This window comes from Tissierellales bacterium, from assembly GCA_025210965.1.
In the GTDB taxonomy this organism is placed as follows: domain Bacteria; phylum Bacillota; class Clostridia; order Tissierellales; family JAOAQY01; genus JAOAQY01.
In genome coordinates, this window is record JAOAQY010000183.1 from 1 (window position 1) to 17,145 (window position 17,145).

General features: G+C 33.2%; 14 protein-coding genes. 1 reads left to right on the plus strand and 13 read right to left on the minus strand.

Annotation, left to right across the window (positions count from 1 at the left end; genetic code table 11):
- The 10 genes from N4A40_13405 to N4A40_13450 form a co-directional block, all read right to left on the minus strand.
- On the minus strand, positions 1 to 899 hold an 899-nt coding region (locus N4A40_13405), incomplete at its 3' end, for a peptide ABC transporter substrate-binding protein (GenBank protein MCT4662854.1).
- Between the two features lie 197 nt (positions 900 to 1,096).
- Positions 1,097 to 2,554 carry a 4Fe-4S dicluster domain-containing protein gene (locus N4A40_13410; protein MCT4662855.1) on the minus strand — a complete coding sequence of 486 codons (1,458 nt, stop codon included), beginning with the start codon at positions 2,552 to 2,554 and terminating at the stop codon, positions 1,097 to 1,099.
- 36 nt (positions 2,555 to 2,590) lie between these two features.
- Positions 2,591 to 3,757: a serine/threonine-protein phosphatase gene (locus N4A40_13415; protein MCT4662856.1), complete on the minus strand. Its 1,167-nt coding sequence runs from the start codon at positions 3,755 to 3,757 to the stop codon at positions 2,591 to 2,593.
- A 2-nt stretch (positions 3,758 to 3,759) separates the two neighbouring features.
- Positions 3,760 to 5,490, minus strand: a complete 1,731-nt coding sequence (locus N4A40_13420; protein MCT4662857.1) for a 4Fe-4S binding protein — start codon at positions 5,488 to 5,490, stop codon at positions 3,760 to 3,762.
- A 3-nt stretch (positions 5,491 to 5,493) separates the two neighbouring features.
- Positions 5,494 to 5,739, minus strand: a complete 246-nt coding sequence (locus N4A40_13425; protein MCT4662858.1) for an NAD(P)H-dependent oxidoreductase subunit E — start codon at positions 5,737 to 5,739, stop codon at positions 5,494 to 5,496.
- 181 nt (positions 5,740 to 5,920) lie between these two features.
- Positions 5,921 to 6,538 carry a cyclodeaminase/cyclohydrolase family protein gene (locus N4A40_13430; GenBank protein ID MCT4662859.1) on the minus strand — a complete coding sequence of 206 codons (618 nt, stop codon included), beginning with the start codon at positions 6,536 to 6,538 and terminating at the stop codon, positions 5,921 to 5,923.
- A complete protein-coding gene (gene hutI / locus N4A40_13435; GenBank protein ID MCT4662860.1) occupies positions 6,532 to 7,791 on the minus strand; it encodes an imidazolonepropionase in 1,260 nt (419 codons plus the stop codon). Before hutI ends, N4A40_13430 begins: the two co-directional genes overlap by 7 nt.
- 11 nt (positions 7,792 to 7,802) lie before the next feature.
- The gene (gene ftcD / locus N4A40_13440) at positions 7,803 to 8,708 is read right to left on the minus strand and encodes a glutamate formimidoyltransferase (protein MCT4662861.1); all 906 of its coding nucleotides are present in this window, start codon (positions 8,706 to 8,708) and stop codon (positions 7,803 to 7,805) included.
- An 11-nt stretch (positions 8,709 to 8,719) separates the two neighbouring features.
- Positions 8,720 to 10,750, minus strand: coding sequence for a urocanate hydratase (locus tag N4A40_13445; GenBank protein ID MCT4662862.1), 2,031 nt, complete (start codon positions 10,748 to 10,750; stop codon positions 8,720 to 8,722).
- A gap of 12 nt (positions 10,751 to 10,762) precedes the next feature.
- Entirely contained in the window at positions 10,763 to 12,442 is a 1,680-nt protein-coding gene (locus tag N4A40_13450) for a formate--tetrahydrofolate ligase (protein ID MCT4662863.1), read from the minus strand.
- A 232-nt stretch (positions 12,443 to 12,674) separates the two neighbouring features.
- On the opposite strand from N4A40_13450, the gene N4A40_13455 reads away from it, so the two are divergent.
- Positions 12,675 to 13,259: a DUF3793 family protein gene (locus tag N4A40_13455; GenBank protein MCT4662864.1), complete on the plus strand. Its 585-nt coding sequence runs from the start codon at positions 12,675 to 12,677 to the stop codon at positions 13,257 to 13,259.
- 94 nt (positions 13,260 to 13,353) lie between these two features.
- On the opposite strand, the gene N4A40_13460 is transcribed toward N4A40_13455, so the two are convergent.
- The 3 genes from N4A40_13460 to N4A40_13470 form a co-directional block, all read right to left on the minus strand.
- Positions 13,354 to 13,635, minus strand: a complete 282-nt coding sequence (locus N4A40_13460) for a DUF2325 domain-containing protein (protein ID MCT4662865.1) — start codon at positions 13,633 to 13,635, stop codon at positions 13,354 to 13,356.
- Positions 13,636 to 13,697: 62 nt separating this feature from the next.
- A complete protein-coding gene (locus tag N4A40_13465; protein MCT4662866.1) occupies positions 13,698 to 16,316 on the minus strand; it encodes a PAS domain S-box protein in 2,619 nt (872 codons plus the stop codon).
- Between the two features lie 8 nt (positions 16,317 to 16,324).
- Positions 16,325 to 17,128 carry a protein-glutamate O-methyltransferase CheR gene (locus N4A40_13470; GenBank protein ID MCT4662867.1) on the minus strand — a complete coding sequence of 268 codons (804 nt, stop codon included), beginning with the start codon at positions 17,126 to 17,128 and terminating at the stop codon, positions 16,325 to 16,327.
- Between the last annotated feature and the right edge of the window lie 17 nt (positions 17,129 to 17,145).

The window sequence follows — 17,145 nt, forward strand, 5'->3', positions numbered from 1 at the left end:
TCTGTTGGTACACCGATTAAATCTAATTCGTTCGTTTCATATAAGTTTATTGGTGTATTTAAGTCAACGATCATATCGTACTCTATTCTATCGATGTTTACGTTTTCTTTATCCCAATAATTTTCATTCTTTTCAAGAATGATTTTTTGTTCTTGATTCCATGTCTTTATAACAAATGGACCGCTGCAAATCATATTATCTACACCATTTGCAAAGTTTTCCTTATGTGATTCATGGAACTCTTTTTTTACTGGCATATATGCTGTATACGCTGTCAAGCTCAAGAAATAAGGTGTTGGTCTCTCTAATGTTACCTTCAATGTCTTTTCATCAACTGCTTCAATAGCAACGTCAGCCTCACTACCTTCGCCTTTGTTATAAGCTTCTCCGCCTTTTATAGAATAAAGTAAATAAGCTGATTTAGATGCAGTCTTTGGATTTAATGCTCTTTTCCAAGAATACACGAAATCTTCTGCTGTAATTGCAGTCCCATCTGACCAAAGTGCATCTCTTAATTTGAATGTGTAAACTAATCCATCTTCACTGATATCCCATGACTCAGCTAAACCTGATCCTTCTTCTATAACTCCACCTTCTTGCATTCTAGCAAGGCCTTCAAGCATTTCGTTTAATACTTCACTTGACTGTGTATCAGCAGTAGTTTGAGGATCCATATCTGGTGGATTTGAATGTAAATTTAATCTCAAAACTTTTTCTTCATCTGAACTTGGTGCTGTATCTTGACCATCATCAGACGACTTTTCTGCGGTAGTTTCACTAGCAGTTGATTGATCCGCTGTTCCCTCTGTTGTGCTTTCTGAATTAGCTCCGCATCCTGTCAAAGCCATAGTAGACACCATAAAGCATGTCATTAATAATGCCAGTACTCTTTTTTTCATGTCACTTCCCCCTAGTTAATTTTTTTTAATATTTAAGCATTTACTTCTAAACTAATTATGACATTTGTCGCCTAAATTATAAGACTATATATAACAGTTTGTCAAAATATCGCCTAATTATTAAAAGGTTTGTGACGAATTATTCATTGTTTTTTTGTTTTTTTAATATGATTTATGCGCTCTCTTAATTTAGATTCTTATTTTATATCAAGGTTTAAATTTTTAGTGTCAAATATCCTAAGACTATTTTCTACATTCTCTTCTAACGCTTTTTTGCCATATTCATCTACTGCATTTCTATCTTTTTTACCATGCTTTAATGATGCTGGACCACCTATACATCCTCCTTTACATGCCATTCCTTCGATGAAATTGCCATTTAATTTACCCACTTTGGCCATTAATAAAGCTCTATCACATTCCTCCGCTCCATCACATTTTACTGGCTTAAATTCAACGTCAATTTTCTTTTCGTCAATTACATGTCTCACTGCTTCACTTACTCCACCTGACCTAGCAAAAATTCTTCCAAAGAAAGATGCATTGTTCATATCTATTTCATCACATTGATTCAAGTTAATATCTGCAGCATCAAATAACGCTGACAATTCTTCAAATGTCATCACATAATCTGTACTTTCTTTTAAATTGTCTCTGTATATTTCCATTTTTTTCGCTGTGCACGGACCAATAAATACTACTATTGCATCAGAATCCATACTCTTTATAAGTCTTGATGTAGCTATCATCGGTGATACGCTATTGGATATCTTGTCTTTTAGCATAGGATATTTTTGATTTATTAGCGCTACAAAAGCTGGACAACAGGATGTAGTCATAATTCCTTTTTCCTCTATTGTTTCTGCAAATTCACTAGCTTCATGTTCTGCTATCAAATCTGCTCCTAACGCAGCCTCTACTATATCGTGAAAACCTATCTTTTTTAGTCCACTTATAACCTGCCCCACACTAGCATAGTCAAATTGACTAGAAACAGCTGGTGCTACAACTGCATATACGTTTGGACCATTTTTTTCTTTTGAATTTTTTAAAACCTCTATTATTCTTACAATATCAGATTTATCCTGAATTGCTCCAAATGGACATTTATAGACACAAGCACCACATTGTATGCATTTTGAATCATCTATAACCGCCATTTTTTGCTCATTTATAGATATCGCTTTTGCAGGACATGCCTTTATACATGGTCTCATTATATCTGCTATCGCATTATACGGACATGCATCTCTACATTTACCACATTCAATGCATTTATTTTGATCTATATATGCCTTGTGATCTACATATTGTATAGCTCCAACTGGACATACTTCCATACATTGATGTGCTAAACAACCTCTACATGTTTCAGTAACTACAAATCTATTCGCCGGACATTGATCACAAGCAGATTCTAACACTTCTATTATGTTTTCTCTACTTCTATCCCCACCCATAGCAAGTTCTACTCTACTTTCAGTTATTGCTCTTTCATGATATATACAGCATCTTCTTCTAGGCTCCGGACCTGGATCGACTATTTTGGGTATATCTCTATAATTTTCAAACAGCTTTCCACTCAAAGCCATTTTAGAAACCTCTCTCAAAACTTCATATTTTACTAACTGAACTTCACTCTCAAATTTTCTCATATATTTTTTCCCACTTTCTCTTGATTATTCACCCATCTAATAATAATAAACATTAACTATTTTACCTAATTCTCTAACTACTCTAATTAAATTATCCACAACTTTTAATTTTATACTTAAGTCAATAGGAAAATCTGGATTTTGATGTGCTGGATTTACAGCTTTTCCTATTCTTAAATTCAAATGAGTGCAATCTTCTATAAGCATTTTTGCCAAAACAGTTGCTCCATCTTTTTCTTTCAATGTAACAACCTCTTCAGATTCAACATTACAATACTCTTTTATAACATCTATAGCTCTGCTAAGTGTAAGAACGCCTTCTGTTACCAAATCAATCCCCTTTATTTTCGCAGTAGGTGGAACTTTAGGATTTATATAGTCTAAATTTATTTCCATCTCTCTATTTAATTCTCGAGATATAATCTTAGCTGCCGTTCCTCCACAGACTATTTTCTTTCCCTTATCTCTCATAAATTGTTCTACCAAAACAGAATCATTGTCAGGATCTACTGGTGGTCCAGTAAATAAATCTATTATCTCTGGTTCTCTAATCTTTAATGCTGCAACAGTTGTATCATCTCCGGGCTTGTTTTCATATAAACATTTACATACATCTAGCAATCCTTTTGAAATATTTTCTGCGCATTTTTCTTTTGTAACATTTTTCACCAAATAATCTGCTACATTTTCCCATTGCCATCCTAGATTCAATATAGCCCCCACACCAGCGTGGATAACTCCATCACTTACCAATACCAATACATCATCTAGTTCTATATCAAAAAAACTTTCTTTAATAAGCCTTCCGTTTAATATATGGTCTTTCTTTTCAATATCTAATATTTCACCATTTCTTATCACAAATACTGGTGGATTATCATATTCTATAATATGGCACTTGCTATCTTTACTTATTTGTATTATTCCAAATGTAGAATACGCTAGCTTTCTAACACTACATACTGGCAACGTATTAGTTATAGTATCAACAGTTTCCTCTATGCTAACCCCATCTCTAAGCATTGTACCTGCCATCTTACTAGTCATAGTAGCTAATATATTTGCTTTAACCCCACTTCCTAGTCCATCTGCTAAAACTATGAATGTACTCTCTTCATTTTGGAAAATTTCAACATTATCCCCACACAATTCTTCTCCATACTTGTTGACACTATCGTATGAAATGTCAATAAAGTAACTCATTTTTATTCACCAGCCTCGCCCAATGTTATATTTTTTAATTTAGTCAATATGACTTTTGTTTCAGCTGTTGTTTCTCCCAGCAAACTAGCTATTTCTTGGGCAACTCTCATTTGCTTTTCAATAACTTCTTGAGCTGAATTTATTGTCGTTTCTTTGACTCTTGCCAATTCTTTTCGGCTCTTTTCCTCTTGAGTAACATCTGTAAGAATTGCTAATACTATGCCTTCTTTTTCGATATATATTATATTTTGATATATAACTGCTCCATAATTTGCGAATTCTTTTTTCTCACTTATTATATTTTTACCACTTTCAATGACTTTAGCAAAATCAGAATCGTCAATGATCATAGATATTGGTTTGCCAACAAGATCCTCTGCCTGTACGTTAAATAACTCTTCTCCTGCTGGATTGATTTCTTTGACAAAAAGCTCTTCATCTAGCATCAATATTACATTTGGACTCCTTCCAAATATTATATTTCTAAGACTCTCTGCCTTCGCTCTCATATACGGTAAGCACATAGTTATATCACTCATTCCCTCATATACCGCCTGAGCCTTCTCTCTACAAGTCAAATATCCACAAGCATTGCAGTTAAGTTCATCTTCGGGTCTAAACTTGCCCATTTTTCTCAAAATAGCCGTTATCTCACTCTCACTTGCTTCTCTTCTTATTACTTTTCTATCAATAAATAACTTTCTATAATCCATTTCTTTTTGTTCTTTTGTAAATAATTCAGCATTAACCTTCCAATAATCTTGCTCTTTTTCAACATATTCTCGTACTCTACGTTCCCTAACGTAATAATTATCCTTATTTTTAGGCATACCAGGACCATCTACACAGCTCCCCATGCAAACATTTATTTCTATACAGCTTTTTGTGATATCTTCATTTTTCAGTGCATCTAATATATCCTTACATCGATCGACTCCATCAACTCTAATAATTTCGTACTTATCTTTCGCAGCTTTTTTAACCTCTTCATTTATAAGTCCTCCCCCAATCGGAAAAGCTCTCCCCCTATGGTAAGATGCCTTATCAAAATCAGTTATATTCAATTTTTTCAAATCTATATTGTCTTCAGAAAACCATTCGCTAAGCTCTTCAAACGTCAAAACAGAATCTATTAATGTCCTATGTTCCGGTTCCTCTGCTTCAGCTTTTTTAGCTAGACATGGACCTATAAATACCATATAATTATCCATTCCATAGTGATGTTTCATGATTTTACCATGAGCTAACATGGGTGATACTACCGGCATCATATACTTAACTAATTCTGGATAATACCTTTCAATCATATAGTTAGCCGAAGGGCAACTTGTCGTTATAAGATTTTTTTTATCACCCTTTTCTATTTGCTTCTTATAATAATCGGAAACAATTTCTGCTCCTATAGCCGTTTCCTCGACTACATCAAATCCTAGTAATTTTAACCCCGTAACGATCTGCCTAGCATCATCTAAATCAAATGCTCCTACAAAAGATGGTGCCAAACTTACTAGTACTTTTTTTTCACTGCTGATCGCCATCTTAACTCTATCTATATCGCTTATTATAGTAAGTGCATTTTGCGGACATATCTCTTGACATTCTCCACATTTGATACACATCTCATCTACTATCTCAGCATAATCCTCCAATATAGTAATTGCTTTAGATGGACATTTTCTCAAGCATTTATAACAATGATTACATTTTTCGGTGTCAAAATGAATAAATTTCATCGTCTAAAGCCTCCCTAATATATCTTTTCTAAAAAAGTCCTCCACTGTCTCTTCGCTTACAGAACACACATCATCTTCATTTACCTTCACAGATACTGCTTGAGTACACTCGCCTAAGCAAAATGCCGCTTTAACCATAACCTCTTCTTGCACATTGTTTTCTTGTATCATTTCCTGCAATCGATTAATTACATTATAAGACCCTTTTAAGTGACAAGCACTGCCAATACAGACATTAATAGTTACCATAGTTAACCCTCCTAGAAATTTACATAATAAGTTCTGTTTAATCACCTTTAGTATATCTTATTGTTAAGTATTTATCAATCTTTTTTATTTGGATTTCTTTTTACGCTTTTTTAACAATTTAGACTAAAATAAATAAACCATCCTTTGCTTTAATAAGGATGGTTTACTACAATTATTCAAATTAGAATTTTACTAATTCCAATATTTTTTCTTCTCTATTTGTTGCCAATTTCTCTAAAATTTCGATTTTCTTGTTCATTGCTTCTACAAATTCTTCGTCTTTTATCGATCCTAAATTGATTTTCACATTCAAAAGTGCTGATAATATAGCTGTTCTCGCCATCATAGCTGCTACTAAGCCATCTGTAACTGCATTTTGATTTCCTTTTTTAACCAAAATTTCAATACCATCAAACAATTCAGCCGAAACTGCTGCTATTTCTAAAGGTACCTTCGCTGCCTCTTTAAAGCTTTTTTGCAAATATTCTTTTCTAGTCTTCTTATCTTCATCTGTTTCCTTAGGCAATTTAAATCCTTTCATAACAGCATTAAAAGATTCTGCATCTTCATCTATAAGATTCAGCAATGTAACTCTCTTGTCTTCAAAAGATGATGCTATCTTTTTCATATCTTCTTCTACTTCTATATATTTCTTTTTCCCAATAGTCAAATTAGCAACCATAGCTCCTAAACTACTAGCTAGAGCTCCACTAAGTGCTGCTACACTACCTCCACCTGGAACAGGTTCATTAGAAGCAGTCTTAGCTGTGAATTCATCCACATTTAAATTCTTTAACATAATTTTCTCCCCTTATCATAAATTACTTTTCCATTTTTTATAACAGTCTCAACACAATTAACCCCAATATGATATGGTAAAAATTTATATGATTCATGTTCCAATATTATCATATCCGCCTGTTTGTTCAAATCCAAACTACCAAGTCTATCTGCTCTATCTAAAGCTGCCGCACCATTGAGTGTGAGAGCTGTAACTGTCTCTTCTATAGTAAGATTCATATAAAGTGTTGATAATGCAATTAGAAGTGGGATAGATTCAGTAAAACAACTTCCAGGGTTTAAATCAGATGCCAAAGCAACCGCGCAACCTTGATCTATCATATATCTTCCTCTAGCATAGTTTTCCTTTAAACTAAAAGCCGTAGCAGGAAGTAAGGTCGCGATAGTACCTGTATTAGCTAGCATATCTATTCCTTCATCAGATGCCTGTAACAAATGATCTGCTGATACAGCCTTTAAGTTTGCCGCCAGTTCTGCTCCTCCTAATTGAACTATTTCATCCGCATGTAACTTTAGTTTCAATCCAATTTTACAAGCCTCTTCTAAAAGATATTTAGAATCTTCTATTTCAAAAACATTCTTTTCACAAAAAACATCGCAAAATTCAGCTAAATTCTTCTCTTTTATTTCAGGTAAAATTCGAATCATTTTTTCGATAAATTTTCTTTCATTCCCTTTGTATTCGTTAGGAACCGCATGTGCTCCTAAAAAAGTTGGCACAATATCAAGTTCGTGAACCGAATTTAGTTCTCTCATAACCTCTAATTGCTTAATCTCAGTATCGTAATCTAATCCATAACCGCTCTTTCCTTCAACTGTAGTTACTCCAAATCTCATCATTGAGTCAAGTCTTTTTTCGCCTAGTTTTAAAAGCTCTTCATAACTCGCTTTTTTGGTTCCTTCAACCGAATTGACTATTCCTCCACCGCGTTCCATTATTTCCATATATGACTTACCCTCAAGTCTCCATGAAAATTCTTCTTCTCTATATCCTCCAAACACAAAATGCGTATGTGAATCTACAAAACCTGGCAAGACGCTCTTTCCTCTAGCATCTATAATTTCATAATTGTCAAAATTAAACTTACTCTCAAGTTTATGGGTAGGTCCAATTGCAACTATAACTCCATTTTCAACAACAATCATACCATCTTCAATCCTAGTAAGTTTATTCATATCTTTACCTTTTTTTGCTTCATATCCTGAACTAAATACCAATTCAGATGCATTGTGAATAATTAAATTTCTCACTTGAAAGCCTCCTATTCCATAAGCCTAGATTCTAAGACTTGATTCATAGAAAAATCTTCAATTTGTAAATAGTAAACCGCGCTGTCAATAAGAGCTTCCATAGGAGCTAATCCTATGAGCTCACTTCCAATTATATTTACCCCGTATCTCCTAGCTTCGATTCTTATAAGCTCAACAACACTGTATATTGTAGTTTTGGTATAGTTTGTCAAGTTCATTGATACCTGAACTATTCCTCTATCTTCTAGCTCTACTCCCATAGCTTTGACAAACCTTAGACCGCCCCCTATATGTCTTACTTTTTTTGCTATTTTATCTGCAACATCTAGATTGTTTGTCCCTAAATTTACATTGAAGGCAACCAAAGGCATTCTAGCTCCTACCGCTGTTACACCTGCTGAGGGATGTACTTTGTTTAAACCAAAATCTGGATGCCAAAGTTCATCTTGCATTTTTTCATTCATTCCTTCAAACTGACCTTTTCTCACTTTTGCCAAGTTAGTTCTATGAGTTGCACTAGCTGCTTTTTCGTACAAGAATATAGGAATATCGTGAATTTTATTTACCTCTTCGGCTACTTCTTTAGCCAGTTCAATCGCCTCATCCATTTCCATATTTCTTATAGGAATAAATGGAACTACATCAGTCGCTCCCATTCTTGGATGTTGACCTTCGTGTTCTCTAAGATCTATTAATTCTTTAGCTACGCCAATTGCATCTATAACTGCCTTTTTTAAAGGTTCTACTTCACCAACCACTGTAACAACTGATCTATTATGATCTTCATCACTACTATAATCTAGTAACTTTACACCTTTTTTACCTCGAAAACAATCTACTATTTTTTCAACTTTTTTTAAATCTCTTCCTTCACTAAAATTTGGCACGCACTCTACTAATTTTTTGATTTCAGACATAATAAAGCCTCCTAGTAATGTTTTTTGACTAACTCTTTGATCATTTTTTCATCTGTTACATATGGAATAGTTATATGATCTTTTCCACTCATCTTTTCATTGTATTCAATTGATGTGCTCATAGAATTTTCATTTCTAGCCCAAGACCTTCTTGCAACTCCACCCATTACGTCCCATGGCATTGCAGATCGTATAATTTCATCGGTTCTTTCACTTCCATCAAGTACTAGACCAAAACCACCATTTATTGATTTTCCTATGCCTACTCCGCCACCATTATGAAGTGCTATCATCGTCATTCCTCTAGCAGCATTTCCTGCAAAACACTGTGTTGCCATATCTGCCATTATATTACTTCCATCTTTTATATTGGATGTTTCTCTATATGGCGAATCTGTACCACCTGTATCATGATGATCTCTTCCAAGCATAATTGGACCAACTTCACCATTTCTAACCATTTCATTAAATTTAAGAGCTATATTCATCCTTCCAAGAGCATCTTGATACAATATTCTCGCTTGAGTTCCAACAACTAGTCTATTTTTATCCGCATCTCTAATCCAAACCCAATTATCTCTGTCTTGAAATCTTCTATCAGGATCAATACAAGACATAGCTGCTTTGTCGGTCTTTAATAAGTCTTCTGACTTACCACTCAAGCAAACCCATCTGAATGGCCCATATCCATAATCGAATAGAAATGGTCCTAATATGTCTTCCACATATGATGGGAATATAAAACCATCTAACGTATTTTCTCCATTTTTACAAATTTCTTTAACCCCAGCATCATATACTGCTCGCATAAATGAATTTCCATAATCAAAGAAATAAGTCCCTCTCTTAACAAGTTTTTTTATCAGTTCAAAATGCTTTTGTAAACTTTCATCTACCTTCTTGCAAAAGAGATTTTTATTTTCTTTTAGCAATCTAGTTCTTTCCTCAAAATCAAGACTCTGTGGGCAATATCCACCTTCATATGCTGCATGACAAGATGTCTGATCTGAAAGCAACTCTATTTCTATATTATTTTCAACAGCATATTCCAACAAATCTACAATATTCCCCTCATATGCTATTGCTTCTGCCTTATTTGATTTTTTGCACTCATTTGCTCTATCAAAAACTTCTTTCAAGTCCGAACTTACAAAACTTACCCATCCTTGCTCATATCTAGTTTGAATTCTAGACGGATCAACTTCTGCAATAATGCCTACTCCACCGGCGATTTCAATAGATTTCCCCTGTGCACCACTCATTCCACCGAGTCCACTAGTCACGTATAAATGACCTGCTAAATCTTTATCTTTAGGTATGCCAAGCTTTTCTCTTCCAGCATTCAATATAGTACTATACGTTCCATGTACTATGCCTTGCGGTCCAATATACATCCATCCACCAGCTGTCATCTGTCCATAATTTGCAACTCCTAATTGCATAGCCCTGTGCCAATTTTCATGGTCATCAAACGCTCCTATCATAAGCGCATTTGTTATTATTGCTCTAGGCGCTCCTATATGCGAATGAAATAATCCAAGTGGATGACCTGATTCAACTACCAACGTCTGTGTTTCTTCTATTTCTTCTAAATACCTCATTATCAATTGATATTGCATCCAATTCTGACAAACTTGTCCCGTCTCCCCATAAGTAACAAGTTCGTATGGATACAAGGCAATATCAAAATCGAGATTGTTATTAATCATAAGTTGTATAGATTTCCCCGCTATACAATTTCCTTTATAATCGTCTATGCTTCCACCCTTTATTTCTCCATCTGGTCTAAATCTGTAACCATAGATTCGGCCCATAGTCAAAAGCTCTTCTAAAAATTCTGGTGCCAATTGTTCCTGCCACTGTTCTGGTATATATCGTAGTGCATTTTTCAGTGCTAATTCAGTTTCTGTTTGTGACAATGTAAATTCTCTTTTTGGCGCTCTCCTTTTAGTATCGTCAAATTCTTTTTTACTTGGTAATTCAGAAAATATATCCTCTAATTTAATTTTCATAGATGCTGATATTTGATCGTTGTTTATCATAAATATCCCCCTTTAGAATAAACCTGAAATATTACCGTTCTTGTCGATGTCCATGCCATTTGCAGCAGGTTTTTTTGGAAGACCTGGCATAGTCATTATGTTTCCAGTTAAAACTACTACGAATCCAGCTCCACTAGATAATCTAATTTCTTTTATTTGGACTTTAAATCCTTCTGGTCTTCCTAATAACTGTTTTTGATCTGATAAAGAGTATTGGTTTTTAGCCATACAAATTGGTAAATTATCGTATCCTAATTCCACTAATTTCTTCAATTGCTTCTTAGCTTTTGCTGAAATAGAAATTCCATCTGCTCCGTAAATTTCTTTGCTAATCGTTTCTATTTTTGCTTCAAGATTCATATCATCACTATACAATGTTTCAAAATGCGACTTCTCATTTTCTATAGTATCAACAACCGCCTTAGCCAATTCAACTCCGCCTTCGCCGCCTTTAGCCCAAACTTCTGTCAATATTACTTTTACATCCATAGCTTTACAGAGTTCCTGTAATTTCTGAATTTCAGCTTCCGTATCTGTAGGAAATTTGTTTATAGCAACTACCGCTGGTACTTTAAATTTTCTAACATTTTCTATATGTTTTTCTAAGTTTGAAAATCCTTTTCCAAGAGCATCAATGTTTTCTTCACTTAAAAATTCTTTTCTTACCCCGCCGTGATGTTTAAGTGCTCGTATAGTAGCAACTACCACTGTACAATCAGGTTTTAAATTTCCTTGTCTACACTTTATATTAAAAAACTTCTCTGCTCCTAAGTCCGCTCCAAATCCAGCCTCTGTAACAACATAATCAGTCAGTTTTAATGCAGCCTTAGTTGCTATTAAACTATTACATCCATGTGCTATGTTAGCAAATGGTCCACCATGTATTAACACTGGTGTATTTTCTACTGTTTGCACTATGTTAGGTTTAATAGCATCCTTTAATAAAAGTGTAACTGCACCAGTAGCTTCTATATCATCTGGTGTAATTGGATTCCCACTATAATCATATGCAATTGTCATTCTACCTATTCTATTTTTCAAATCATCTAAATCACTCGCCAAACATAGAATTGCCATTATCTCTGATGCAACTGTAATATCAAAACCATCTTCTCTTGGCACTCCATTTGTCTTACCACCTAATCCAGCAACTATATGTCTGAGTTCTCTGTCATTCATATCCAACACACGTTTCCAAACTATTTGTCTAGTATCTATATTCTTTGAATTTCCTTGATGAATATGATTATCTAAAAGCGCGGCAAGTAGATTGTGAGCCGTAGTGATGGCATGTATATCTCCAGTAAAATGAAGGTTTATATCCTCCATTGGAACTACTTGAGAATATCCACCTCCTGCCGCTCCTCCTTTAACTCCAAAACAAGGTCCTAAAGAAGGCTCTCTAAGTGCACTTATAGCTTTTTTACCAATTTTGTTTAAAGCCATTGATAGCCCTATATTAACGGTAGTTTTGCCTTCTCCTGCCGGAGTCGGATTTATAGCTGTCACAAGTATTAGTTTACCATCTGGTCTGTTCTCTATGCTTTTTAGAAAATTCCCATCTATTTTTGCCTTGTACTTTCCATAAACTTCTAATTGATCAATTCCAACACCAATCTGTTCTGCAATCTTTTCAATGTGTTCCATTTTTGCATTTTGTGCAATCTCAATATCACTTGGTACCTTTGTCATAGCATCCCCACCTTAATTCTCTAGTATTATATGTCATCAAAACATATCCTCACTATATTATACAACATAACCGCAAATGAATTGTCTGATTTTTTGCTATTATTAATTTTTTTTAACATTTCATATAAGACAATACATTATTCTTGGTCAATTTTACAATAACATGGTTATATGATATAATTAATTAAGAATGATTATCATTTTCTTTATCGATTATTTGAGAGGTGATCCTATGACAATATGTAAAAATTGTACTCTATGTGCACATCCAAAATCAAACTATATAAAATGGTTAGTAAATCTACTATCCCCTGTTATTTTTGGGCAAAAACCAAGCGAAATAATAAGCATCCCTAAAAGCAATTTTGAATCAATAGAAGAAATACAAGCGCATTTCTCTGCTTGTAGCAAAATCAAATTTAAAGTAATAGATTTTAGTCAATACAGCTATAAAGTGTTCTTTTTTCACCCTTCAAAATTAGAATCTACATTGAAGAATAAAAGTAATCTTATATTTTTATCAAAACTTGGCTATTCATCTTCTTTTGAAAAAATATTGTGTGAGCTTTTTTTAAAAATTTCATTTGGAAACATTCCAGATGAAATTGGTGTCTTTCTTGGATATCCTCTTAAAGATGTAATCGGATTTATAGGGCATCCTTCTCTTCCATATGTAAAAACTCAAGCATGGCGAATTTATGGAAATCCAAGATTATCAGACCAATTGTACTCGCAATTTGTAAAATCTAAAGAAAAAATGAGTTTTTTACTGGAAACTCAATCTATTGAAGATATATTTGCCTCATATTTACAATAACTTAGTGTTAATATTCCTAATAGAATTAATTCAAACGAAAAAGCTGATTGTATTCAAAAAATCATTGAATACAATCAGCTTTTTCATTTATTATCTAACAGGCTAAACCGTCCATAGTTTGTTTTACACTACTAAGTGATCTCTTAGAATACAGTACTGGAACTTCCGCTATTCTAGCACGTTTTCTTATATTTTCCATCATTGCATGATTTAGAAAATCAGTTAAAATTAGAACATAATCTAATTTTTTTGATATCTTAAATTTTCTCTGTCCTTTTTTCCTTCCATTGTAGTGGTTAATTTCATCAAACCCTTTTCTATTGAGTTCATAACTTATTTTTTCAATATTGTCTCCACCTACAACCAAAATACTCATAATTACACCTCCAATGATAATTATTATCTTTTGATACATATTATCATTTAGGTCTTTTTTTGTCAAGCTCTCTTTAAATTTTTTTCTAACTCTTCATACAATTCTTTGCATCCATCTACATCGTGTTTCCTCGATGTCATTTGTATTTTAAATGCATATTTCTTTATAGTCATCTGATTTTCCTCTTCAGCTAAATATTTTACTTTTTTTGCCAAATTTTCTATTTCTCCAAAGTTATTTGAATTCTGTACTTTATTTCCCAAGACTTCAAGCGTTTGTTTTAAACTACTTCCTATGATAGCAATCTCTGCTGTATTCCTCTTTTTATTTATACTATCCTTTGCTTTTTGGACTAACTCATCAATTTGAACATTTTCTTTCTCCATCTTATCCGCATAGTAGCTAGTATATTTATTTATAACATCGTAAAATTTAGAAACTTCCAGTGGTTTTGACAAGTAATCATCCATTCCAGCTTTTATAAATCTCTCCCGATCACCTTGCAACGCATGAGCTGTAATTGCAATTATAGGAACATGATTTTCAATATCTTTTTCCATAGCTCTAATTCTTTTTGTCGCTTCGATTCCATCCATTTCTGGCATCTGTATATCCATCAAAATTATATCGAAATATTCTTTTTCATATAGTTCTAGTGCTTCTACTCCATTATTAGCTAATAGTATTTGGTGCCCTTGTTTTTGAACTAAATTTAATGTAACCATTTGATTTATTTGATCGTCTTCTACAAGCAAAACTTTCAATTTTTTCAGCGCTTTTGGTATTACAAAATCATCCTCGCCTTCAACAGCTTTCACATCACTCGATCCTAGGTTTATACAAAATCTAAAACAAGTACCAACATGTTCTTCGCTCTCTACTTCTATGCTTCCACCCATCAATTCAATTAATTGTTTAGTAATAGAAAGTCCTAATCCTGTCCCTCCAAATCTTCTAGTTATTGAACCATCTACCTGACTAAAACTTTCGAACAATCTATCTAAATTGTGCTCAGCTATTCCAATTCCACTATCTCTCACTTCAAACTCCAAAACAACTTCATTATTCCTTTTGCTCTTAAGTCTAGCATCTACTTGTATACTGCCAAACTCTGTAAATTTAAGTGCATTACTCAGTAAGTTATTTAGTATTTGTTGTATTCTATTTGGGTCGCCAATAAAATTATTTTCACAACTAAAATGAATATTGTATTTCAACTCTAAACCTTTTTCATCCGATTTGAATTTAAAACTACTAATAATCTTCTTTATCAAATTTTCTAGATTAAATGGTATCTTTTCAAGAACTATTTTTCCAGCTTCTATTTTTGAAAAGTCCAATATATCATTTATCAATTTGATTAAAGTTTCAGCAGAGCTTTTTACCAAATCTAAATTTTCTCTCTGCTCTTCTGTCAAATCTGTCATCAGTGTTAAATTGGTCATACCAATTATTCCATTGACTGGCGTTCTTATTTCGTGGCTCATATTTGCAAGAAATTGGCTTTTAGCTTTATTTGCATGTTCTGCAACTTCCATTGCCTTTTTAAATTTTTCCTGTGCATCTTTTTTAATAGTTATATCCCTACAAGAATATATCTTTCCTTTTATACCCTCCTCTTCAATTTCATTTATTGCCGCCTCTATCCAAATATACGGTCCTCCAAACGTTTTAACCCTTATTTCCACAACTTCATCTAAATTTTTTTTACCGATTTTCTGTTGTGAAAGCCAGCTTCTATCTTGTGGATGAATAAATTCATGTACTGGTTTTCCTATAACTTTATTGTAATTATAACCAAGCAGGCGTTCCGTTGATGGACTAGCATATTCTATTGTTCCTAGATCATCAGTTTGGATAATAGCATCTTTCATATTTTTCGTTATTGTATTTAGTCGAGCCTCTCGCTCTCTTAATTTTTCTGCCATTTTTTTAGATTCTGTTATGTCTTGTTTTATACCTAAAAAACTAGTTACTTCACCATCATGATCGATTATAGGGGTGATCCACGCCTTCTCCCAATAAAGCGTTCCATCTTTTTTCCTATTCAGAAACTCTCCTTGCCAGGCTTTTCCACCTTCTATAGTACTCCACAATTCTTTATAGTAATTTTTATCATGATAGGATGATCTCAATATACTTGGATTTTTTCCAACTACTTCTTGAAAAGAATACCCCGTTATTTCTTCAAATTTTTGATTCACATACTCAATCTGTCCATTAGTATTTGTTATTAGTATAGATGTCGGATTTTGTTCAACCGCTCTCGAAAGCGTTCTTAGTTGTTGTTCGTTCTTTACCAATCTAGAAACATCTCGAAAAACAACAACCATACCAAATATCTTCTCACCAATTATTATAGGAGTACAATTTGCGGATAAATAATATGCATTTCCATGATTATCATATATAACCGAATTCCTTTTTAAATGCATTATTTGACCATTCTCCAAAACTTTTTCAAATATATTTTCGATCAATATATTCTCTTTATAATCATATATTTTTAATACATTTCGAATATTTTTCCCAAGTAAATTTTTTTCAGTCTTCAATATCTCCAGTGCTTTAGGATTGTAAAAAATAATTTTTCCACCTGCATCTGTGTGAATCAATCCATCTCCGATGCTTTCAAGTACCTTTGCCAAAAACATAGGATTTCTCTCAAATTCTCCAATCATCATTTCACCTACTTTACATATATTGATGGTTTTACATACTTAAATGGAACTATGTTTCTGTCAATACTTTCAGAGTGACCTATAAACAAATGACCTCCACTATCTAATACATTATAAAATTTCTTCATAATCTCGTGCTTAGTTTGAAAATCGAAATAGATCATAACATTCCTACAAAATATGACATCAAAATTCTTTTTAAACCTATAGTCGCTTAATAAATTAAGTCTTCTAAACAAAACCTCATCCTTTAACTTATTTGTTATATTGACCTCTGTACTTGTCAATTTATCAAAATACTTCTTGTAATAATAATTAGGTACTTCCATTACGTCATCCTTTTTATAAGAACCGGTTCTAGCTACAGCAAGTACCTTATCTGATATATCTGTGGCTAATATTTGTGTATTCCAAAGTGTTTTTTCTTTTCCAAAAAAATCATCAATAATCATAGCTAAAGTATATGCTTCTTGTCCTGAAGAGCACCCAGCACTCCAAATTCTGAGGTCTCTATCTTTTTTTACTTTTTTCAAATATGGTAATACTTCATTTCTAAAGTATTCAAAGTGCTCTTTTTCTCTCCAAAAATAGCTATGATTTGTAGTTATTCTATTCAAAAACTCTTTCATTAAATTACCCGATTCATCACTTCTAACCGCATTCATATAACTCGAAAATGAATCATATGATTTTTCTACAATATAATTTTCAAGCCTTGCCGCAACTAATGCTCTCTTCTTTTCCGTTAAGTTTATACCGTAATTTAACTTTACAAATTGTGATATTTCTAAAAACTCCTTATTTGTAAGCATATGACCGCCTCCTCACT

Bases quoted from the DNA above. Each gene is read 5' to 3' on its own strand.
- N4A40_13465 (MCT4662866.1), bottom strand. From the start codon at position 16,316: ATGATTGGAGAATTTGAGAGAAATCCTATGTTTTTGGCAAAGGTACTT.
- N4A40_13425 (MCT4662858.1), bottom strand. From the start codon at position 5,739: ATGGTAACTATTAATGTCTGTATTGGCAGTGCTTGTCACTTAAAAGGG.
- N4A40_13460 (MCT4662865.1), bottom strand. From the start codon at position 13,635: ATGAGTATTTTGGTTGTAGGTGGAGACAATATTGAAAAAATAAGTTAT.
- N4A40_13430 (MCT4662859.1), bottom strand. From the start codon at position 6,538: ATGTTAAAGAATTTAAATGTGGATGAATTCACAGCTAAGACTGCTTCT.
- N4A40_13410 (MCT4662855.1), bottom strand. From the start codon at position 2,554: ATGAGAAAATTTGAGAGTGAAGTTCAGTTAGTAAAATATGAAGTTTTG.
- N4A40_13455 (MCT4662864.1), top strand. From the start codon at position 12,675: ATGACAATATGTAAAAATTGTACTCTATGTGCACATCCAAAATCAAAC.
- ftcD (MCT4662861.1), bottom strand. From the start codon at position 8,708: ATGTCTGAAATCAAAAAATTAGTAGAGTGCGTGCCAAATTTTAGTGAA.
- N4A40_13415 (MCT4662856.1), bottom strand. From the start codon at position 3,757: ATGAGTTACTTTATTGACATTTCATACGATAGTGTCAACAAGTATGGA.
- N4A40_13445 (MCT4662862.1), bottom strand. From the start codon at position 10,750: ATGATAAACAACGATCAAATATCAGCATCTATGAAAATTAAATTAGAG.
- N4A40_13470 (MCT4662867.1), bottom strand. From the start codon at position 17,128: ATGCTTACAAATAAGGAGTTTTTAGAAATATCACAATTTGTAAAGTTA.
- N4A40_13450 (MCT4662863.1), bottom strand. From the start codon at position 12,442: ATGACAAAGGTACCAAGTGATATTGAGATTGCACAAAATGCAAAAATG.
- N4A40_13420 (MCT4662857.1), bottom strand. From the start codon at position 5,490: ATGAAATTTATTCATTTTGACACCGAAAAATGTAATCATTGTTATAAA.